Genomic DNA, 19,584 nt, shown 5'->3' with positions numbered 1-19,584 from the left:
TTAAAATCAAAGAAAAGATAAATTTTAAAAAACACATTAAACTATTTTCTATTTTTTTTGTCTAAAAGAAATAGAAATAAATCATCAAAAATATGTCAAAAATAATTTATAGCTTACTTATCATGACACTTTGCCTAAGTTGCAGTTCTGAAAATACCGAAATGCTGTCACAATCATCTGATCTAATTTATTTTCCTCCAAATAATTCTGCTATTTGGGAAACAAAATCAATATCTGATTTAGGTTGGAATCAAAATAGATTACAACCCTTATTAGATTATTTAGAATTAAAAAATACTAAAAGTTTTATCATTCTGTATAACGGAAGGATTGTTGTAGAAAAATATTTTGGTACACACTCTTCAACTTCGCCGTGGTACTGGGCAAGTGCAGGAAAAACATTAACAACAACAATAAGCGGAATTGCTGAACAAGAGGGTACAATAAACATAAACAATAAAGTTTCAGATTATTTAGGTAAAGGTTGGACAAGTGCACCGCTAGCAAAAGAAAATTTAATTACTTGTAAAAATTTATTGACTATGACCTCAGGTTTAAATGATGCGTTAGGCGATGATGTTTCTCCTGTAAATCTTCAATATGTTGCTGATGCTGGATCTCGATGGGCTTATCATAATGTGTATGTAAAAATGCAAGATATAGTTTCACAAGCTAGTGGTCAAACTTGGTCAAATTATTTCAATACTAAACTAAGAGATAAAGTAGGAATGTCGGGAGCTTGGATCCCTAATGATGGCCTGAGCGTTTACTGGAGTAATACTAGAAGCATGGCGCGTTTCGGCTTACTAATGTTTGCAAAAGGAAAATGGAATTCAACTCAGATTATAAATGAAAATTATTTAAATGCTGCAACCACTACCTCTCAAAATCTTAATCAAGCTTATGGATACATGTGGTGGATAAATGGAAAAACGAGTTTTCGATTACCACAAAGCCAGCTGCAATTAAGTGGAAGTTTAATTTCAAATGCTCCCAATGATATGTATTGCGCATTAGGAAAAGATGACCAAAAAATATATGTTGTTCCCAGTAAAAAACTAGTGATTGTAAGAATGGGGAATTCTGCTGATGGAACCAATTTTGCTTTATCTGATTTTGATACAATTTTATGGCAAAAAATCAGTGCTTTGTATTAAATTTACCTTGATTTCACTCGTCGTATAACACCAAAAAAGAAACTTACTATACCTATCAATAGTAAAATATAATAGATAGCTATATTTTTATCGCGTATAATATTTGCCACAACAAAGCAAACGATGCTTACTAAATAAAAATACAAAGTTGGAATATTTTTAAAAAAGGAAAAATTCATAAACTTATTATTTAAAGAACGAATCTACAAATTCATATTTATTGAAAACTTGCAGATCTTCAATTCCTTCACCAACACCTATATATTTTACAGGGATTTTAAACTGATCAGAAATTCCAATGACCACTCCACCTTTTGCGGTTCCGTCCAGTTTTGTAACTGCTAAACAACTTACTTCTGTAGCAGCTGTAAATTGTTTCGCTTGTTCAAAAGCGTTTTGTCCCGTTGATCCATCTAATACTAATAAAACGTCATGTGGTGCCTCTACAACTACTTTTTGCATCACGCGTTTTACTTTGGTCAATTCGTTCATTAAATTCACTTTGTTGTGCAATCGCCCTGCTGTGTCTATTATAACTACATCAGCTTCTTGAGCAACCGCTGACTGCAAAGTATCAAATGCTACTGAAGCGGGATCACTTCCCATATTTTGTCTCACAATAGGAACTCCTACTCTATCAGCCCAAATTTGTAGTTGATCAATTGCAGCTGCACGAAAAGTATCTGCTGCACCTAGAACTACTTTATAGCCTGCTTTTTTATACTGATATGCTAATTTCCCAATTGTTGTTGTTTTACCCACTCCATTTACTCCTACTACCATTAAAACATAAGGCTTAGTTTGAACTGGTATAACAAACTCAGTCGCTTCTCCTGAATTAGTCTCTGATAATAAGTTTGCTATTTCTTCCCTTAGAATTTCGTTAAGCTCTTCGGTGCCAAGATATTTGTCGGCGGCAACACGCTCCTCGATTCTACCTATTATCTTCAAAGTTGTATTTACACCAACATCTGAAGCAACTAAAATTTCCTCTAAATCATCAAGAACATCATCATCAACTTTTGATTTACCAGCAACTGCTTTAGACAGCTTGGAAAAAAAAGATGCTTTTGATTTTTCAAGACCTTTATCTAAGGTTTGCTTCTCCTGCTCATTTAAAGTAGGTTGCTTTTTCTCTGATGAAAATATTTTTTTAAAAAAACTCATTGTATAGATAGTATTAAAAATGAAGTATTTACTCCCAAGCGAGCCATACAATTTCTATTGGTAAATGTATAAAATAAAAAAGCTACTTCCGAATGAAAGTAGCTTTTCTATGTAATGCAAATTGATGATTATTTCTTTTTCAAGAATTCATCAACTGATTCTGGAGTCATAATAGATTCTACGAATGTATATGCGCCTGTTTTAGGAGATTTTACCATTTTGATGGCTTTTGATAATCTCTTTGAAGCTGTTTGTAACGATGCTACGGTTTTCTTTGCCATGATTCAAATGTGTATTTAAAATTTTATAAAATCTATAAATGTTACCACTTTAGATTATCAAAATCTCTAATTATTATTTAATTTCTTTGTGAACTGTTACACGTTTCAAAACTGGATTAAATTTCTTAATCTCCAATCTATCTGGTGTGTTTTTTTTGTTCTTTGTAGTTATGTATCTTGAAGTTCCTGCAACACCTGAAGTCTTGTGCTCAGTACATTCTAAAATTACCTGGATTCTATTACCTTTCTTTGCCATCTTGCTATTTTTTTATTTTGGAAGGGATTATTTAATAAATCCTTCTGACTGTGCTTTTTTCAAAACCGCAGCAATTCCATTTTTATTAATTGTTTTTATCGTAGATGCAGCTACTCTTAGAGTAATCCATCTATCTTCTTCTGGAAGATAAAAACGCTTTTTAACTAAGTTTACAGAAAATTTTCTCTTAGTTTTGTTCATAGCGTGAGAAACGTTATTTCCTACCATCGCTCTTTTACCTGTAAGGTCACAAACTCTTGACATTATACTTATCTTTTATCGTTATTCAAAATCAGGGTGCAAAGAAAAGAAAAATAAACCTATAAACCAACAATATTATTATACATTTTTTAAAATTTCTTTCTGTAAAAGCTCCAAACTTTTAATTACAGCTCTATCTACCACTTTTTCACGTGGTTGACCAAAATTAAATTCTTTAACAATTAATTCCGTTGGCGTTGCCAATGCAATAAAAACGGTCCCAATTTCAGCATTTGAATCTCCTTTTGATGGTCCTGCATTTCCAGTTGTAGCAATTGCATAATCAGTTTTCATCATCTTTTTAACACTCAAAGCCATAGCCGAAGCAACCGCGCCACTTACTACTGAATGTTCATTAATCAAGCTCTCATCAATGCCTAAAACTTCAATTTTCACTTCAGTAGCATAAGAAACCACTCCACCTTTAAAATATGTACCAGCTCCCGAAACGGAAGTTAAAAGTTGTGCGATTTTTCCACCCGTACAACTTTCGGCAGTTGCAACTGTCTTATTTTGCTGGGTCATTAATTGACCTAAAACCACTTCTATGGTTTCATTATCATCAAACCCAAAGATAATATCATTGATTATTGCATTTAATGAACTCACGTTTTCATCCAATGCAGTTTCTAATATTTTTTTGTCTGTTCCTCGAGCTGAAAGTCGTAACCGCACTCTTCCTGGGGCTGGTAAATACGCTAATTTAATGAAATTTGGAAGGTTATTTTCCCAATCCTCAATTCGTTCCGCTACTAGACTTTCGCCTTGACCGTAAGTGATGATTGTTTTGTGAATGATGTAAGGACGGTCATATTCGCGCACAATCTTTGGAATTATTTCTTGGTCGACTATATATTTCATTTCATAAGGTACTCCAGGCAATGAAATAAATACAGTGTTTTCTTTTTTCATCCACATTCCTGGCGCTGTCCCCACTTGATTATGGAGTACGGTGCATTTTGAAGGAACTAGGGCTTGATCTTTATTGATTTGCGAAGCAGGTCTATTCATTACCCGCTCAATTAGCTCAATCACATGTTGCTCAACTTTTGCATCGACAACAAGCTTATCCTCGAAATAATCACAAAAAGTTTTTTTTGTAATATCATCCTTGGTTGGCCCTAATCCACCAGTTATGACGACCAAATCTACTGTGTTTTGAAGTTTTGCAAAAGTATCTAAAATATGCTTTTTATCATCGCTTATTGAAAGCATTTCATTGATTTCGACACCAATTTTATCAAGTGATTTAGCGATAAAACCCGAATTAGTATCGACAATTTGGCCTATTAAAATTTCATCGCCAATTGTAACTATGGTTGCTTTCATTTTTTGTTATTTAAAATTGTAAAATTCTAAGAAATTCAAAAAGAGAAACGGCTTTACGAAGCACATTTCTCTTTTTGCGTGAGGGATAGTAGTGAAAATCCTTTTTTTATGGAGCAATAGCGGAATAAAAAAAGATTGTAACGCATAGCCCGACCATGCTGTAACGCTAGTGGAAGAATGGTCACGCCCAAAAACTACAAATCAAAATCTTTTTTGATTTCTTTTACGGCTTCTTTAATTTGCGTTTTTACACTCTTAAAAGTCTCTTTAATATCTTTCTTTTTACCTTCGGTTTTAGTCCATGCTTCAATTTGCAGAATCTCTTCAAAAGCCATTTTCAAACCCATCAAATCCAACGTTGGTTTAATTTTATGAGCAAAAGCATAAGCATGTTTGTGGTCTTTTTTCTTGATTCCTTCTTTGATTTGTAGTAAATCCTCGGGAACTTCTGATACAAAAAGTGTGAGAATTTCATTTACAAATTCTGGGTCGTTGTCCGAAAGTGCGTACACTTTTGAAAGATTATAATGTATTGCCATTATTTTATTTGTATTCTAAATAATTGTTGTCCTTCTAAAAAGCCTTCTAAAATATCATTTGGCTTAACCGCCGCTACTCCTTCTGGTGTTCCTGTAAAAATAATGTCGCCGATTTTCAATGTAAAATATTGAGAAACGTACGAAATTAACTCATCAATTTTCCACAGCATAAGATTTGAATTGCCCTTTTGTACTATTTCAGTATTGCTGTGTAACTCAAATGTAATATTTTCTAGCGAGCTAAACTGATTTTTCGGTAAAAAGTCACCTATAACCGCTGAACCGTCAAAAGCCTTAGCTTTTTCCCAAGGCAAACCTTTTGATTTTAATTTATCTTGTAAATCTCGCGCCGTAAAATCAATCCCAACACTAATTTCGTCATAATATTTGTGCGCAAACTTGGGCTCAATGTATTTCCCTACTTTACTAATTTTTACAATAAGCTCTATTTCGTGATGCACATCATTAGAGAATTCAGGAATTACAAATGGGTGTTGTTTCAATAAAACTGCTGAATCCGGCTTCATAAAAACAACAGGTTCAGTAGGTCTTTCGTTATTTAATTCTTCTATATGATTGGTGTAATTTCTACCGATGCAGATTATTTTCATAGTGTTCAGTGTTTAGTGTTCAGTATTCAGCCAAACTGAGCACTGAACACTGAGCATTTTTTACTTAGTATTCAATTTCCTAAGTTTAATAGCGGTCAGTACTTTCTTTGTGTATAAGGGGAAATCAGCGTTTTGAATCCAGCTAAAATATCCTGGTTCTGTTTCCAAAATTTTATCGACTTTGACACCTTTGTGTTTTCCAAAAGTAAAAATCTCTTCGTTGTCTTTGTCAAAAGCAATCATTCCTGCAAAATCAGCAATTTTCTTTCTTGTCGTAAATTCCGATAAGGATTTCATATCATTTTCCAACTCTGGATAACGGTCTAACTGCGCTTTTAAAATTTCGTAAGTCGCCATCGTATCTGCTTCTGCTGAATGTGCATTTTCTAATTTTGTTCCGCAATAAAATTTGAGTGCAGCACCCAAAGTACGCTCTTCCATTTTGTGAAAAACAGTTTGAACATCTACTGAAACTTTCCCTTTCATGTCAAAATCTACTCCGGCACGCAATAATTCTTCTGCTAACAATGGAATATCAAATCGATCTGAATTAAATCCAGCCAAATCACTGTCTTTAATCATCGTGTGAACTTGAGTTGCTAGCTCTTTAAAAGTGGGTTCATTTGCTACTTTTTCATTTGTAATTCCGTGTACAGCTGTAGTTTGCGGCGGAATTGGAATCGTAGGATTTACTAGCCAAGTTTTACTTTCTTTATTTCCGTTTGGAAAAACTTTAAATATTGAGATTTCTACAATTCTATCTTTGCCAATATCAATTCCTGTAGTTTCAAGGTCGAAAAAGCAAATAGGTTTATTGAGTTTAAGTTCCATTTTTAATTTTTGTATGATTACAAATATAGAAATTCGAGTTTAAATTTTTATGAAGTTTAGATTTAAAGTTTTAATGAAAAAAAGTGGGTTCTAAAAAAACATAGTTTTATGATTGAGACGCCTCCTGCGTACTAAACTAGTAAAATTAAAATGCCTAAAAAGAATTTAAGCGTTTGTATGAAAAGTAATATAGCTTTAATAAAAAAATAAAAACCCGACTGTTTTTTTTAAAACGAGTCGGGTTGTACTTATAATTCTATTTTTTATAAATCTCTATTGACATCAAAAGCTTCTAGATATTCGGCAACGCGTTTTACAAAACTTCCTCCTAAAGCGCCATCTACAACTCGGTGATCATAGCTGTGCGATAAAAACATTTTTTGACGAATACCTATAAAATCTCCTTCTGGTGTTTCAATTACAGCTGGGACTTTACGTATGGCTCCAAGAGCTAAAATCCCAACTTGCGGCTGATTCAAAATTGGCGTTCCAAAAACGCTTCCAAAAGTTCCAACATTAGTAACTGTGTAAGTTCCTCCTTGCGTATCATCTGGTTTTAGTTTTCCAGCTTTGGCTCGACCACCAAGATCATTTACCGCTTTGGCCATTCCAACTAAATTCAATTGGTCTGCATTTTTAATCACAGGTACAATTAAATTACCATTTGGTAATGAAGCCGCCATTCCAAGGTTGATATTTTTCTTTTTGATAATATAATCACCGTCAACAGAAATATTCATTCCCGGATAATCTTTTATGGCTTTGGCAACAGCTTCCATGAAAATTGGAGTATAGGTAAACTTCTCTCCTTCTCTTTTTTCGAAAGCATTTTTATTTTTCTCTCTCCATTTTACAATATTCGTCACATCTACCTCGATAAAAGATTGCACGTGAGCCGAAGTTTGTACCGAAGCAACCATGTAACCCGCAATAAGTTTGCGCATTCTATCCATTTCAACAATTTCATCACCGCCACTTACTGATACTGGCGCTGCTTTTTGAGCCACTGGAGCAGCAGTTGGTTTTTGGACTGGTGCAGCTATAGCAATTGGATGAGCAGCAACTGGCTGATTGGTTCTGTTTTTTACATATTCTAAAATATCATTTTTAGTCACTCTACCTTCTTTTCCTGTTCCAGCAATAGCTTCTAATTCTGATACGGAAACGCCCTCTTCCTTAGCTATATTTTTAACTAAAGGGGACAAGAATTTTTCAGTAGCTGAATAGTCATTAGATGTGGCGTTTTCTTTGACAGTTGTACTTTCAGGAGATATCATTTTTGTTAATTCAGTAACAACCTCAGTAGACACTGACTCTTCCACAGTTGATGACACTTCTCCACCTTCAGTTTCTATAATCGCAATGGTTTGACCTACTTGAACTAAATCGTCTTTCCCAAACAATTGTTCTACTAAAACACCCGAAACTTCACTTGGAACCTCGCTATCCACCTTATCGGTGGCAATTTCGAGAACTGCTTCGTCAACTTCGATTTTGTCTCCAACTTGTTTCAACCAGTTTGTAATGGTAGCTTCTGCGACGCTTTCTCCCATTTTAGGAAGTTTTAATTCAAATCTTGCCATATTGTTAACCTAAAAGGTGATATTGATTTTCAGTTTGCGAAATTACTAAATATTTCAAATATAAATTACATTAAATGTATTTTTTTACTCGATTTTAATAACCTCACCTCTATCGTTACTATTGTTACTTCCTATTAAAAAATTAGCATTTTTAGGCTTAATCTTAAATGTAAATCCACTATTCTTTGCAAATTCAAGAAATAATATACATTCTTTAAAAGAAATAAATTCATTATCAAGAATTATTTCGCTACTTTGATTATTTGTACTTAAAGACGAAATTAATCCTTTTTCAGTTTTTAAATTATGTAAAGTGACTTTTTTTTGCAAAAGTAAAACTAATTTATTTTGCAATTCTGTAGAAGTTGAATATAGGTGGTACGTAACGGGGTCTACTTTCTGTTGACTTTGATGTCGCAGTTTTCGAACAAAGGAAAAAAACACAATACCAATTTTCATAAAAACAGCAAAAAAAACTGATCCTAGACCATTTGATTTTAGATGCTTTTTATAAAAGAAATTCATCGATTCTTGAAATCGCTTCATGTAGGTTCCGTCTTTTATTGTACTCTCGCCTTTAAAATGTATGACTGTTGTTTCATGAAAATAATAATTATAATTTCCTTTCTTAGAAACAACATAAGACAAATCTATATCATCAGAATACATAAAGCAGTCTTCATCAAAACCTCCTACTTCAAGATATAAATCTCGTTTCATCAACATAAATGCACCAACCAGAATATCCACTTTGCCAGTTTGATTTTCATTTAAATGGCCTGCGTAGTATTGATCAAAAAGTTTTGATTTGGGAAACAATTTATAAATCCCCGCTATTTTAGTAAAAGCAACCCAGGGAGTTGGAACACCGCGCTTACTTTCGGGCAAAAATTTTCCAGATCCATCTATAAGCTTACAACCTATAATTCCTAATTTTTTTTGCCTTTGGGCGAAAGCCAAAATTTTAATAAAAGTATCTTCGGCAACAACAGTGTCAGGATTGAGGATACAAATGTACTCGCCTTTTGCCTGATCCACAGCAATATTATTGCCTTTTGAGAAACCAAAATTATCACTATTTTGAATGAGTTTTACGTGTGAAAAGCGCGTTTTCATCATTTCACAACTATCATCTTGTGAATTGTTATCGATAACAATTATTTCGCTGTCTATTTCTAGAAGTGCATTTTGAACACTTAGAATGCAAAGCTCTAAAAAATAGCGAACGTTATAATTGAGAATAATGACGGATAACTGCATTTTTTTTATGAGAAGTTGGAGCTCTTCGACAAGCTCAGAGTAAATGGTTTAGTTAATTTTATAAATGATTTTTTATCACGAATGAACGTAGTTAGATAAGCTCAGACCAATATTTGCAATTTTCAATATTCCCATCTACGTGTTTTGTCTAATTCCTCTTGTTCTTTGATGATTTCAGCTGGTATCACTTTTAGAAACGAACAATGTTGCTCGATCGCGTATTCTACTTTTTCAACAATTTCATCAATAGAATCATTGTCATAATCAATATCTAGGGGTTCTTTAATGATGAAGGATTGAAGAATTCCTTTCTTTTTCATACGAAGTCCTTTTTTATCAAATGAGCGACGAAAACCATCAATAACAATAGGAACTACAATAGGGCGATGTTGTTTTATAATGTGAGCTGTACCTTTTCGGACGGGTTTGAATGATTTAGTTGTTCCTTGTGGAAACGTAATTACCCAGCCGTCATTGAGCGCAATTTTGATGTTTTCGGTATCATCTGGGTTGATGTCTTTTTTATCTTTTACATCTACACCTTTAGCGCGCCAAGTTCGCTCTACTGAAATTGCTCCAGCGTAAGCCATAATACGGGTTAATAAGCCTGCTTGCATCGTTTCTTTGGCAGCTACATAATAAATATTCATTTTAGGTTGCCACAAATAACCAACGTTTTTTATATTGTCCTCTCGTCCACTTAGACTAGCATTAAAAACATGAAACATTGCCACAACATCAGCAAAATAAGTTTGGTGATTTGAAATAAAAAGCACATTTCGCTCCGGTAAATTTCTTATAATTTCTGATCCTTCGATTTGTAATTCGTTAAATCCTCGATATCTTCGATGCGTAACCACACCAAAAATCCGAATTAACGATTTTTTCAGAAAGAGTATGTGCCCAAAAGGATTTCGTTTCAACAATCCCATAATTAATTTATTTTTTAAAATATTTAATTTTCAAACTTACGAAAATAATCGGTGAAGATTTTACTGCTTTAAGTATAACTTGTTTTAAGTGGGCAAAACCTCTTTTAAAACCTCTTTAAGTTCGCTCAAAATCATTGCAGTTGCGCCCCAAACAATGTGGTTTTCAATTTTAAAAGCCGGCACGGCACTACTATTTGAATAAGAGGTTTTTACATCACTTTTTACGACTGTATTTTTACTTAAAAAAACAGAAAGTGGCAACTCAATAATAGCTGCAACCTCAACTGGATCAGGGACAAAAACAAGTTCACTTTTGCAAATTCCCAAAAAAGGGTGAACTAAAAAATTACTTGGTGGTATATACAATTCGCTAAAGGACTTGACAATTTCAATTGTTTTAGGATTAATTCCTATTTCTTCGTGCGCTTCTCTCAATGCCGTAAAAATCAAATCTTCATCTTCTTGTTCGTATTTTCCTCCAGGAAAACCTACCTGAGCAGAATGAATTCCTTCATACGCGTTCCGAAGTATTAAAACTAAATGCGTTTGTTCATTTTTAGGATAAAATAGCATTAATACAGCGGCAATTCTAGGTTTTTTTTTACTCAAATCCATATTGGCCAAATCTTCCATTCGATGAATGGGTGCCATTTTGATATGAGCGTGAAATGCGGGAAGGGTGACATCAATTATTTTAGGAACAAATTGTAAAAATTCTTGAAAATCCATATTCAAAGTCTATTTTTGCGAACTATTATTTAAATCTAAAAGTAGGTAGAAAATACAATTTAGCCTATTTTCTTGCACTAAAATATATCACGAATGTATAGTAAAGAAGAAACTCAACGATTAAAACGCGAATTTTGGGTGGAATTTGCTCAAAAATTTCCGCGCAAATGGCTTTTATACGATACTAAGATTAAAGATTTCTCCTTTAAATTTTATGTCGATAATAAAAAGGCTCAAGTTTTAATAGACATTGAACATCGCAGTGATGAAAAAAGAATTGCTTACTTTGAAAAACTCGAAGCACTTAAAAACATTCTTGAAGAAGAATTTGTAAAAGACTTAGTTTTTGAAAAAGAACACACACTAGAAAGCGGCAAAAACATCAGTCGGATTTGGGTTGAAAAACTAGGTGTTGGCGTAAGCAACCGGAATAACTGGGATAAGATTTTTGAATTTTACAATGAAAAAATGAATGCATTAGAGGCTTTTTATTCCGAGTATGATTCTTTTATAAAGGATATTGAAGTGTAATTGTTGTGATTTACACTATAAAAACTTCTGAATTATCCTCTGCTTTACCGGTTTTATTATTTTGGAATTTCTAAATAAATGGCCAGATGTCCTTGATTTTAATATTTTCTTCTCAACACGATATTTGCGTTAGGGATTATCTCATTAGTTACTATTATCCATAGGAATTCGATGAATTTCATTTGAAGTGGAAATCCTTTTTGAGAGGAAAAAACAAAAAGGTTGAAACGAAAAGCCCAATTCGCCGCGGCGAAAATGCCCAAATACTTTTACAGAACTTTCAAGAGAAAATTTCCAGCTTCACATCATTTTACATTTGTCAGTTGCTGTAAAAACGGTTCCATTTTAATAGCAGAGTTGTTACGGCATATTGAAAATATTGTAATTTATGATTCGGTTGCCGTAATTTATGTACAGTTGTTTCCTATTATCTTGTTTTTTTCTAGTAACAATTGAAACAGTACAATTTACGCCTTCGTTGTCGATGCATGTAAAGGAATAGACGATATCAGCATCATTTTCCTCAATGGGTTGATAAGTGACAATTTCAAATAGTTGGATAATTTGAGAGTACACTACGATTCGGCTTTTGTCTGTATCCAATGTAACTAGAATATTAACCAAACTCAAATCCGACCATTTTCCCCACTTCCCTTGTTCGTTTTTTTCTAAAACGCTAAAACCCGATGTTTTAAACTTGTATGATTGTGCAAATGAATATTGAAAACCTAAACTTAAAAAAAGTAGTAAAATAAATTGTTTAATTCTCGTCATTATTTAAAATTCAAATGTGATTGTGTCTTTTTTTGCGATATTAAAATCGGTTATCATTTCTTCAATGATTGTTGCGGCTGGTTGTATTTTATCAATAATTCCAGCAATTTGTCCTATCTCAAGTTCGCCCTCGATTAAATCGCCTTCAAACATACCTCGCTTTGCTCTCGCTCTTCCTAGTAACGCAAGAAGTTCGTCTTTTGTTGGATTTCGTTGATATAAATCTTGAATATCTTGATAAAATTTATTTTTAATTAATCGAACCGGGGCCAGTTCTTTCAAAGTAAGTTGCGTGTCTCCCTCATTTACACTTACAATTGTTTCCTTAAAATTATCGTGAGCTGATGATTCAATTGATGCGGCAAATCTACTTCCTACTTGTACGCCATTGGCACCAAGGATCATGGCAGCGAGCATCCCTCTGCCCGTTGCAATTCCGCCCGCGGCAATTAACGGAATTGTGATTTTTTCTCGTACCATGGGAATCAGCGTAAATGTTGTGGTTTCTTCTCTACCATTATGACCGCCAGCTTCAAAGCCTTCGGCAACAATTGCATCAACTCCTGCGTTTTGGGCTTTTAAAGCAAAAGTTGAACTGCTGACCACGTGCACAACCGTTATTCCATTTTCTTTTAAAAATGACGTCCATGTTTTTGGATTCCCAGCAGATGTGAAAACAATTTTCACCCCTTCATCGACAATGATTTTCATTATTTCCTCGATGTTGGGATAGAGCATTGGCACGTTTACACCAAAAGGTTTTGAAGTTGCTTTTTTACATTTTTGAATGTGTTCTCGCAAAACTTCGGGATACATTGAACCTGCGCCAATCAATCCTAATCCGCCAGCGTTACTCACGGCACTTGCTAATTTATAACCACTATTCCAAATCATTCCTCCCTGAATAATTGGATATTTTATTTTAAAAAGTTCAGTAATTTTATTCATTTAAATGTATGCTTATTGCTTTATAATTTTTCCTGATTTAGAAAAATTGTCGGATTCCATTTTGTAAAAATACAGTCCTTTGTCTAATGATTTTAGAGAAATTGTTGGTAAGTTTGAAATAACAGTTTGCTCCATCATTTTCTGACCATTTGTATTATAAATAAATAATGTACCCGTTTTAAATTGCGGTGGCAGCAACACTGAAATAAAATCAGCCGTTGGATTGGGATAGATGATAAATTCATCGACGATTAATGAATTTGAAGATAAATTATTGTTCAGTGCCAGAGCAAAATTAGGAATGCCATATCCAAATTGATTGTTAGGATTTGCAAATTTATCTGCAGATTTTAGTACGATATCGCGAATTTGCCGGTTTGTCTTTTGCGGAAGCGCTTGCCACAAGCTCGCTATCATTCCCGCCATAATAGGTGCAGAAAAAGAAGTTCCATTAGCGAGTCCAATATTTCCTGCTTGATCAGAAACAACCGCTGATTGGCCTTGAGCCATAATTTCGGGTTTTATTCTTTGATCAAATGAAGGTCCTATTGAGCTAAAAGAAACTCTGTTTTTAGCAGCATTAACGGCACCAACAGCAATTACCGAAACGGCATCGGCGGGAACGGCGATATGAGGATTAGAGCTTGAAGCACCCGAATTACCTGCCGAGGCAACGACAATCATCCCGCGACTGAAAGCAATTTCAGCAGCACGAGACATAAATGTGGTGGCGCCATTCATGTCACTGTAGGTATGATCGTAAGACGAATTATCAAAATCAAAATAGCCTAATGACGTATTAATTACATCTACTCCAAGGCTATCCGCTTTTTCCGCTGCCTCAACCCAAAGGGATTCTTCGATAGGATTTTCGGAATTATCATCTTCGGTAACGAATAGATAGTATGAAGCATCTGGAGCGGTTCCAATCAATGAATTTTCTTTGTAGCCGCCCATAGTTGAAAGTACCAATGTGCCGTGAGAATCTCCGGAATAAAAATTGGAATTTCGCAACACAAAATTGTAACCTCCTAATATTTTATTGTTATCTCTTAATCTTTGAAAAGGTTGTGCGACATCTACTCCAGGAAATCCAGAATCCATTACAGCGATAATTTTTCCAGAGCCAATGAAATTTTGCTGGTGTAAAACTTGCCCATTTAGCATTAGGATTTGGTTTGTAGAGTTACCGTAAGCAAAGTCAATTTTTGTATTTTCCGATTTTCTCACTCGCTTAATCTTAACAGATTTTGAAATTCTACCAGACTGATTTAAAGATTTATCGGCAAAATCAATTTTACTTACAAAAGGTAGTGTCTTTAATGTATTTAAATTAGGTTGGCTGCCTCTGACATGAATGGCATTAAGCCATTTTGATTTGGCTAACACGGTAATTCCTGTTTTTGCTTTTATCTGACTAATATATGATGGTTCAATAGGAATATCTTTGGTATCTAATGCGATACTTTGATTGCTCCTTCGGTCTAGTGCTCTTTGCGAAAGCATTTGCAGCGGGGAGTTAAAATACAATTGAGAGCTCGGTTTTGCATTGAAGTACACCCACGCATCTTGCTGAGCAAATCCTAGCGAGGAAACTAATAATAAGATGAAGTACTGTTTTTTCATAAACTACCTGTTTTTTTTGTGAGTTATTATTAATTAAAGAAAATAAATCGAAAATTACTTATTTTTAAGAAATCACTCCAGATCCGATCAATTCATCTTTTAAATACCATGCTGCAAATTGTCCTTCTGTAATTGCTGATTGAGGTTCATCAAAAGCGATGTACAGTGCATTTTCAAATTGATGTAAAGTCGCTCTTTGCAAAGGTTGTCTGTATCTAATTCTGACCATGTAATTAACGCTTTCTCCATTGGCTAAGGCCAAATCCTTCCGAATCCAGTGCAGTTCTTCATTTTCAATTTTGAGCGCTTTTTTGAATAGTCCAGGGTGCTGACTTGTCAATCCCGTGTAGATCGTGTTAGTTTCCACATTAGTCGCAATGATAAATAAAGGATCAGTTGTGCCTCCTACATTCAATCCTTTTCGTTGACCAGTAGTAAAATAATGTGCGCCTTGATGCTTTCCTACCACTTTCCCCATATTTGGACTATACGGCATTTTTTGTGATTCTGCTTGTAAAGCTTCCTCTAAAGCTAGATCATCCTGTTTTTGAATAGTATAAATTGGATCGTTTTTATCAATTTGGATAATTACCCCTTCTTTTGGTTGTAATTTTTGCTGTAAAAATTCTGGTAAACGCACTTTTCCAATAAAGCACAACCCTTGAGAATCTTTCTTATCGGCTGTAATTAAATCCATCTGAGCTGCAATTTCACGTACTTCTGGCTTTGTCAGTTCACCTATGGGAAACAAAGATTTAGCTAGTTGTTCTTGTGACAATTGACACAAAAAATAAGATTGATCTTTGTTAGTATCGGCACCCGCTTTGAGTTGATAAACAGTTTCACCGTTAACATTAATTTCAGTTTTTCGGCAATAATGTCCCGTTGCAACATAATCAGCTCCAAGACTTAACGCAATTTTCATGAAAACATCAAATTTAATTTCCCGATTACAAAGAACATCAGGATTTGGCGTTCGTCCTTTTTCATATTCGTTGAACATGTAATCAACGATTTTTTCTTTATATTCCTCGCTTAAATCGACAGTCTGGAAAGGAATTCCTAATTTTTCCGCGACTAATAAAGCGTCATTACTATCTTCTAACCATGGACATTCATTGGAAATTGTTACTGTATCGTCATGCCAATTCTTCATAAAAAGACCAATAACTTCATATCCTTGCTGCTGCAACATATACGCCGCAACACTTGAATCTACACCTCCTGAAAGTCCTACAACAACACGCTTCATCTTCAAAATATTATAATTTAATAAGGCTGTAAAGTTACAAATATTTGTCGAGGAAAAAGTGCGACCAAAGATGTTAAAATAAGTATGAAAAATGTATAATTTGCTTAACAAACTTCTGATCCAATCTTAATAAAAATCACTTTTAATTAGATGAAAATATGATAAATATCACATCCGATCTTTTATGTATTCTCTAATTTTACTCGTCGATTTAATTTTAAATCAAATTTGTAATTAAATATTAAATCGAATGAATTTAATTAAAACAGTATATAAAATGAAAAAGTTTGTTTTTTCAATAGCGATGATTGCTGTTGCTATTCACGGTTTTAGTCAGAACACTGACAAAGGAAAGAAAATTTACAGTCAAGTTTGCATTGCTTGCCATCAGCCAACCGGTTTGGGAATTCCTGGCGCGTTTCCGCCTTTAGCTAAATCAGATTATCTCAATAAAGACGTAAATAGAGCAATAAAAGGGGTTGTAAAAGGTCTTAAAGGAACTATTATTGTAAATGGTAAAACGTACAACGGAGTTATGCCTTCTCAAGCATTAAGTGATCAACAAATTGCCGGTGCTTTTACTTATGTTTACGCAAATTGGGGGAATAATAAAACGGTGGTGAATGGGGCAATGGTATTAAAACAGCGCAAATAACTATTAAATTTTACCAAAATAAAAAATGTAAAACCTAATTTAATTTTCAAGTAATAAGTTCTTTTGTAACCTATATTTTTAATCATCAAAAGCAGAGAGTTTAATTTAAAAGGTTTCCCTTTATATTTAATGCTCTTTCGCAACATTCGAACTTGTTTCATTATCTTTTATCTCCAAAACCTTGTTCACAAATCTTGGACAAGGTTTTCTATTTATTATCCTCATTACTTTGTCGAGAAATCTTTATGCTCCGATCAAATTTTATAAACGCGAATAAATATCAGATTTTACTTTTTGAAAAATTCTCGGGCAAACTCATGTTCACTTCTTTCACCAACTTACCTTTTCGATAAAACTGCCAAATCTCAACTTTTTTTCCTTTACTAAACTCGCCTTGTGATGCAATGTCGCCATTTGAGTCTCTAAAAACTGCAGTGCCGTTATAGAGATCGTTCTTGAAATTGGATTCCTCTAATAAAATTCCTTTCTCCGTAAACTTTTTATAAAGACCCTCTTTTAAATTATTTTTATAAAAAATCTCCTCGGCAACTTTACCATTAACGTAAAATACAGTTCGCAAACCTTGCAATTTTCCTTTATTATAATTTTCGATAGTCATTGTAGTTTTAGAATCCTGATGGTAATACTTCCATTCGCCTTCAAATAGTTTGTTAAGTAGTTTCCCTTCGCTCACTTTATTACTGTTTTGATCGTAAAATATAGTATAAGCTGAATTATCTTTAGGATTAAATTCTCTTGTGGCAATTATTGTTTTAGCTTTGGTATCATCGAAAAAATTAAATATTCCATTTTCTTTACCATGTTCAAAAGTCCCTTCATACTTAGGCCTTTTGGACTCGGTGTATAGTCCTTTCCATAATCCATGCTTTTTACCGTTACTATCCAATTTATTATAATCAGTTTGCGTGTGGCTGACGAAAGGAATTAGTAATAATAATGTTAGTAAGCATAAGCTTATTGTATTTATACGCTTCAATTTCATAATATGTACCATTTATTGTTTAAAAACTTTTTTAATTCACTTTTATTACAAAAATGATCTTTTATTAATTTTGGATTCGTTTATTCTCGCAGAAATGCAAACAAGAATCACTAGAAACTACAATAATCCTATTAAATTTTTTTTGATAATGTTTAATCATTAAAAATAATCATTAAAAATAAAAGTTCAGTAAATAATATGTCTACAAACACTTATATGTTAATTAACTCACAGTCAGCACTTAAACAAAAGTAAAAGTACTCACAAAAATTTACTATTTGTTTAACTTTATCAATACTTTTATAAACAATCAAGAAACATTTTTATTTATAATCATTTTTAAAACAAACATTATGAAAAAAGTATTCAAATTTAAAGTACTCGCTCTGGCTCTTCTTGCTGCAGTATTCATCTCTTGTGACAATGATGACGACGAACCAAAACCTGTTGACAATACGATCACAGGAGTTGCAGTTGGTAATCCAAATTTAAAAATTTTAGTTCAGGCGTTAACTCGCGCTGAGTTAGCCGCCACTCTAAAAACAGCAGGTAAATTTACAGTTTTTGCCCCAACAGATGCCGCTTTTACCACATTTTTAAGAGCTAATAATTTTGCCGACATTAATGCCGTACCAGTTGCAGCTCTGAAAGAAATTTTGTTGAACCATGTAGTAAATGGCGAAGCAAAAGCAGCAAGTTTAACAACTTCATACATTAAAACTTTGGGTAAAGGAACTGCATCTGCAACGAATACATTAAGTATGTATGTAAGTGTATCCGGTGCAACAGTTAGATTAAATGGTGTTTCTAGCGTAACAACTCCGGATGTAATGGCTTCTAATGGAGTCATTCATGTTGTAGATGCGGTGATTGGCTTACCCACAATTGTTACACATGCAACTGCAAATCCAAACTTCACTTCTCTTGTAGGAGCCTTGACAGGTGCTGGACAACCTGCATTCACGACAATTTTAGCTGGACCAGGACCTTTCACAGTTTTTGCGCCTACAAATGCAGCTTTTACAGCCTTAAACACTGAATTAGCACCTGGTGGAATTGCAAGTGTTTCATCAGCAAACTTAACTAGAGTATTGCAATATCACGTTGCAAACGGTAACGTTTTAGCTGCAACTTTAACCGAAGGACAAGTAGTAACTCCCATTTTAACTCCAACTCAAACATTTACAGTTTTATTAGCTGGTGGTGCCAAAATTAGAGATGCAAGAGCTAGAGTTACCAACATTGTAGCAACTGATGTTCAATGTGCTAATGGAGTAATTCATGTACTTGACAGAGTATTGTTGCCATTATTTCCTGGAACTTAATTAATGCAAAAAGTATGAAGTTTTAGAGTAATAACTTTTTAACAACTTTAAATCTATAAAAAGCGGTTAAATAAATTTCGATTTATTTAACCGCTTTTTTTGTGATATGCTCTTGAGCTTCGAGACTCTTCCAGCGTGACAAATTGTGGCGTGAGTGTTTGGCAAAATATATTATAAAAAAAGTACAAACATTAAACAGTTTTTTTTAAACCATTAAGAGAGTTAAGTTAATTTAAGGTTTAATTCAACTTAATGTTACTTAATTTTCTTAATGGTTTTAGTAAATTTAATGGTTGATTGAGACAGCCTTTTTTCAGATCTTTTATAAGAAAATAATGTAATGTGATTTGCTCTCGAGCCTTGAGACGCTTCCAGCGTGACAAATTGTGGTGTGAGTGTTTGCTAAAAAATATTATTAATACTATAAATATGAAACAGTTTTTTTCATTGCTATCCGAAAGTTTTAAGAAAACCTTAAATATCAGTCGGCATTGCCTATATACAGGTTGTTTTTAAAAAATTATCCTGAAAATA

Annotated in this window: 21 protein-coding genes; 4 read left to right on the top strand and 17 right to left on the bottom strand. The window is 33.7% G+C overall.

Translation table 11 applies throughout. The features are described 5' to 3' along the window. The first annotated feature begins 92 nt into the window (after window positions 1–92). Window positions 93–1,157, top strand: a complete 1,065-nt coding sequence (locus BUB42_RS13765; protein WP_073021405.1) for a serine hydrolase domain-containing protein — start codon at window positions 93–95, stop codon at window positions 1,155–1,157. Between the two features lie 186 nt (window positions 1,158–1,343). On the opposite strand, the gene ftsY is transcribed toward BUB42_RS13765, so the two are convergent. From ftsY to BUB42_RS13705, 12 genes are all read right to left on the bottom strand, one after another. Beyond that, window positions 1,344–2,324, bottom strand: a complete 981-nt coding sequence (ftsY, locus tag BUB42_RS13760; RefSeq protein WP_073021403.1) for a signal recognition particle-docking protein FtsY — start codon at window positions 2,322–2,324, stop codon at window positions 1,344–1,346. Window positions 2,325–2,452: 128 nt separating this feature from the next. Further along, window positions 2,453–2,605, bottom strand: coding sequence for a DUF4295 domain-containing protein (locus tag BUB42_RS13755; RefSeq protein ID WP_072987107.1), 153 nt, complete (start codon window positions 2,603–2,605; stop codon window positions 2,453–2,455). A 73-nt stretch (window positions 2,606–2,678) separates the two neighbouring features. After that, complete coding sequence (gene rpmG / locus BUB42_RS13750) at window positions 2,679–2,861, bottom strand: 50S ribosomal protein L33 (RefSeq protein ID WP_016988713.1); 183 nt, start codon at window positions 2,859–2,861, stop codon at window positions 2,679–2,681. Between the two features lie 27 nt (window positions 2,862–2,888). Continuing rightward, window positions 2,889–3,125 carry a 50S ribosomal protein L28 gene (gene rpmB / locus BUB42_RS13745; RefSeq protein ID WP_024980263.1) on the bottom strand — a complete coding sequence of 79 codons (237 nt, stop codon included), beginning with the start codon at window positions 3,123–3,125 and terminating at the stop codon, window positions 2,889–2,891. Between the two features lie 75 nt (window positions 3,126–3,200). Then, window positions 3,201–4,451 carry a CinA family nicotinamide mononucleotide deamidase-related protein gene (locus tag BUB42_RS13740; protein ID WP_073021401.1) on the bottom strand — a complete coding sequence of 417 codons (1,251 nt, stop codon included), beginning with the start codon at window positions 4,449–4,451 and terminating at the stop codon, window positions 3,201–3,203. Window positions 4,452–4,645: 194 nt separating this feature from the next. Beyond that, the gene (locus BUB42_RS13735) at window positions 4,646–4,990 is read right to left on the bottom strand and encodes an Hpt domain-containing protein (protein WP_073021399.1); all 345 of its coding nucleotides are present in this window, start codon (window positions 4,988–4,990) and stop codon (window positions 4,646–4,648) included. Further along, entirely contained in the window at window positions 4,990–5,601 is a 612-nt protein-coding gene (locus tag BUB42_RS13730; protein ID WP_073021397.1) for a fumarylacetoacetate hydrolase family protein, read from the bottom strand. The genes BUB42_RS13735 and BUB42_RS13730 overlap by 1 nt, the downstream gene beginning before the upstream one ends. Before the next feature lie 60 nt (window positions 5,602–5,661). Beyond that, window positions 5,662–6,432: a 3'-5' exonuclease gene (locus tag BUB42_RS13725; RefSeq protein ID WP_073021396.1), complete on the bottom strand. Its 771-nt coding sequence runs from the start codon at window positions 6,430–6,432 to the stop codon at window positions 5,662–5,664. Between the two features lie 263 nt (window positions 6,433–6,695). Further along, window positions 6,696–8,015 carry a dihydrolipoamide acetyltransferase family protein gene (locus BUB42_RS13720; protein WP_073021394.1) on the bottom strand — a complete coding sequence of 440 codons (1,320 nt, stop codon included), beginning with the start codon at window positions 8,013–8,015 and terminating at the stop codon, window positions 6,696–6,698. 84 nt (window positions 8,016–8,099) lie between these two features. Continuing rightward, window positions 8,100–9,275 carry a glycosyltransferase family 2 protein gene (locus tag BUB42_RS13715; RefSeq protein WP_073021392.1) on the bottom strand — a complete coding sequence of 392 codons (1,176 nt, stop codon included), beginning with the start codon at window positions 9,273–9,275 and terminating at the stop codon, window positions 8,100–8,102. A gap of 122 nt (window positions 9,276–9,397) precedes the next feature. Beyond that, window positions 9,398–10,207, bottom strand: coding sequence for a lysophospholipid acyltransferase family protein (locus BUB42_RS13710; RefSeq protein ID WP_073021390.1), 810 nt, complete (start codon window positions 10,205–10,207; stop codon window positions 9,398–9,400). Window positions 10,208–10,291: 84 nt separating this feature from the next. After that, a complete protein-coding gene (locus tag BUB42_RS13705; protein WP_073021388.1) occupies window positions 10,292–10,936 on the bottom strand; it encodes an NUDIX hydrolase in 645 nt (214 codons plus the stop codon). Between the two features lie 93 nt (window positions 10,937–11,029). On the opposite strand from BUB42_RS13705, the gene BUB42_RS13700 reads away from it, so the two are divergent. After that, complete coding sequence (locus BUB42_RS13700) at window positions 11,030–11,467, top strand: DUF4268 domain-containing protein (protein WP_073021386.1); 438 nt, start codon at window positions 11,030–11,032, stop codon at window positions 11,465–11,467. A gap of 360 nt (window positions 11,468–11,827) precedes the next feature. On the opposite strand, the gene BUB42_RS13695 is transcribed toward BUB42_RS13700, so the two are convergent. The 4 genes from BUB42_RS13695 to mnmA form a co-directional block, all read right to left on the bottom strand. Beyond that, window positions 11,828–12,241, bottom strand: a complete 414-nt coding sequence (locus tag BUB42_RS13695) for a hypothetical protein (protein WP_073021385.1) — start codon at window positions 12,239–12,241, stop codon at window positions 11,828–11,830. A gap of 3 nt (window positions 12,242–12,244) precedes the next feature. After that, the gene (locus tag BUB42_RS13690; RefSeq protein WP_073021383.1) at window positions 12,245–13,189 is read right to left on the bottom strand and encodes an NAD(P)H-dependent flavin oxidoreductase; all 945 of its coding nucleotides are present in this window, start codon (window positions 13,187–13,189) and stop codon (window positions 12,245–12,247) included. Between the two features lie 12 nt (window positions 13,190–13,201). Next, window positions 13,202–14,815: a S8 family serine peptidase gene (locus BUB42_RS13685; protein ID WP_073021381.1), complete on the bottom strand. Its 1,614-nt coding sequence runs from the start codon at window positions 14,813–14,815 to the stop codon at window positions 13,202–13,204. A 64-nt stretch (window positions 14,816–14,879) separates the two neighbouring features. Further along, the gene (mnmA, locus tag BUB42_RS13680) at window positions 14,880–16,067 is read right to left on the bottom strand and encodes a tRNA 2-thiouridine(34) synthase MnmA (RefSeq protein ID WP_073021379.1); all 1,188 of its coding nucleotides are present in this window, start codon (window positions 16,065–16,067) and stop codon (window positions 14,880–14,882) included. A 277-nt stretch (window positions 16,068–16,344) separates the two neighbouring features. Between mnmA and BUB42_RS13675 the strand changes: the two genes are divergently transcribed. After that, window positions 16,345–16,722 (top strand): c-type cytochrome, encoded by a 378-nt coding sequence (locus BUB42_RS13675; protein WP_396178058.1) that lies wholly within the window; start codon window positions 16,345–16,347, stop codon window positions 16,720–16,722. A gap of 280 nt (window positions 16,723–17,002) precedes the next feature. Here the strand turns inward: BUB42_RS13675 and BUB42_RS13670 are convergent, their stop codons facing one another. Further along, window positions 17,003–17,725: a toxin-antitoxin system YwqK family antitoxin gene (locus tag BUB42_RS13670; RefSeq protein ID WP_073021554.1), complete on the bottom strand. Its 723-nt coding sequence runs from the start codon at window positions 17,723–17,725 to the stop codon at window positions 17,003–17,005. A 353-nt stretch (window positions 17,726–18,078) separates the two neighbouring features. On the opposite strand from BUB42_RS13670, the gene BUB42_RS13665 reads away from it, so the two are divergent. Further along, window positions 18,079–19,050: a fasciclin domain-containing protein gene (locus BUB42_RS13665; protein ID WP_073021375.1), complete on the top strand. Its 972-nt coding sequence runs from the start codon at window positions 18,079–18,081 to the stop codon at window positions 19,048–19,050. Window positions 19,051–19,584 lie beyond the last annotated feature (534 nt).

The sequence above is a fragment of the Flavobacterium micromati genome (assembly GCF_900129585.1).
GTDB lineage: Bacteria > Bacteroidota > Bacteroidia > Flavobacteriales > Flavobacteriaceae > Flavobacterium > Flavobacterium micromati.
This window is presented reverse-complemented; position numbering and strand designations above follow the sequence as displayed.

Coding starts and splice junctions, on each gene's coding strand:
- BUB42_RS13765 (WP_073021405.1), top strand. CDS start 93: ATGTCAAAAATAATTTATAGCTTACTTATCATGACACTTTGCCTAAGT.
- BUB42_RS13725 (WP_073021396.1), bottom strand. CDS start 6,432: ATGGAACTTAAACTCAATAAACCTATTTGCTTTTTCGACCTTGAAACT.
- BUB42_RS13715 (WP_073021392.1), bottom strand. CDS start 9,275: ATGCAGTTATCCGTCATTATTCTCAATTATAACGTTCGCTATTTTTTA.
- BUB42_RS13670 (WP_073021554.1), bottom strand. CDS start 17,725: ATGAAATTGAAGCGTATAAATACAATAAGCTTATGCTTACTAACATTA.
- BUB42_RS13705 (WP_073021388.1), bottom strand. CDS start 10,936: ATGGATTTTCAAGAATTTTTACAATTTGTTCCTAAAATAATTGATGTC.
- rpmG (WP_016988713.1), bottom strand. CDS start 2,861: ATGGCAAAGAAAGGTAATAGAATCCAGGTAATTTTAGAATGTACTGAG.
- BUB42_RS13675 (WP_396178058.1), top strand. CDS start 16,345: ATGAAAAAGTTTGTTTTTTCAATAGCGATGATTGCTGTTGCTATTCAC.
- BUB42_RS13730 (WP_073021397.1), bottom strand. CDS start 5,601: ATGAAAATAATCTGCATCGGTAGAAATTACACCAATCATATAGAAGAA.
- BUB42_RS13710 (WP_073021390.1), bottom strand. CDS start 10,207: ATGGGATTGTTGAAACGAAATCCTTTTGGGCACATACTCTTTCTGAAA.
- ftsY (WP_073021403.1), bottom strand. CDS start 2,324: ATGAGTTTTTTTAAAAAAATATTTTCATCAGAGAAAAAGCAACCTACT.
- BUB42_RS13740 (WP_073021401.1), bottom strand. CDS start 4,451: ATGAAAGCAACCATAGTTACAATTGGCGATGAAATTTTAATAGGCCAA.
- BUB42_RS13755 (WP_072987107.1), bottom strand. CDS start 2,605: ATGGCAAAGAAAACCGTAGCATCGTTACAAACAGCTTCAAAGAGATTA.
- BUB42_RS13685 (WP_073021381.1), bottom strand. CDS start 14,815: ATGAAAAAACAGTACTTCATCTTATTATTAGTTTCCTCGCTAGGATTT.
- BUB42_RS13665 (WP_073021375.1), top strand. CDS start 18,079: ATGAAAAAAGTATTCAAATTTAAAGTACTCGCTCTGGCTCTTCTTGCT.
- BUB42_RS13690 (WP_073021383.1), bottom strand. CDS start 13,189: ATGAATAAAATTACTGAACTTTTTAAAATAAAATATCCAATTATTCAG.
- BUB42_RS13720 (WP_073021394.1), bottom strand. CDS start 8,015: ATGGCAAGATTTGAATTAAAACTTCCTAAAATGGGAGAAAGCGTCGCA.
- rpmB (WP_024980263.1), bottom strand. CDS start 3,125: ATGTCAAGAGTTTGTGACCTTACAGGTAAAAGAGCGATGGTAGGAAAT.
- BUB42_RS13700 (WP_073021386.1), top strand. CDS start 11,030: ATGTATAGTAAAGAAGAAACTCAACGATTAAAACGCGAATTTTGGGTG.
- BUB42_RS13695 (WP_073021385.1), bottom strand. CDS start 12,241: ATGACGAGAATTAAACAATTTATTTTACTACTTTTTTTAAGTTTAGGT.
- BUB42_RS13735 (WP_073021399.1), bottom strand. CDS start 4,990: ATGGCAATACATTATAATCTTTCAAAAGTGTACGCACTTTCGGACAAC.
- mnmA (WP_073021379.1), bottom strand. CDS start 16,067: ATGAAGCGTGTTGTTGTAGGACTTTCAGGAGGTGTAGATTCAAGTGTT.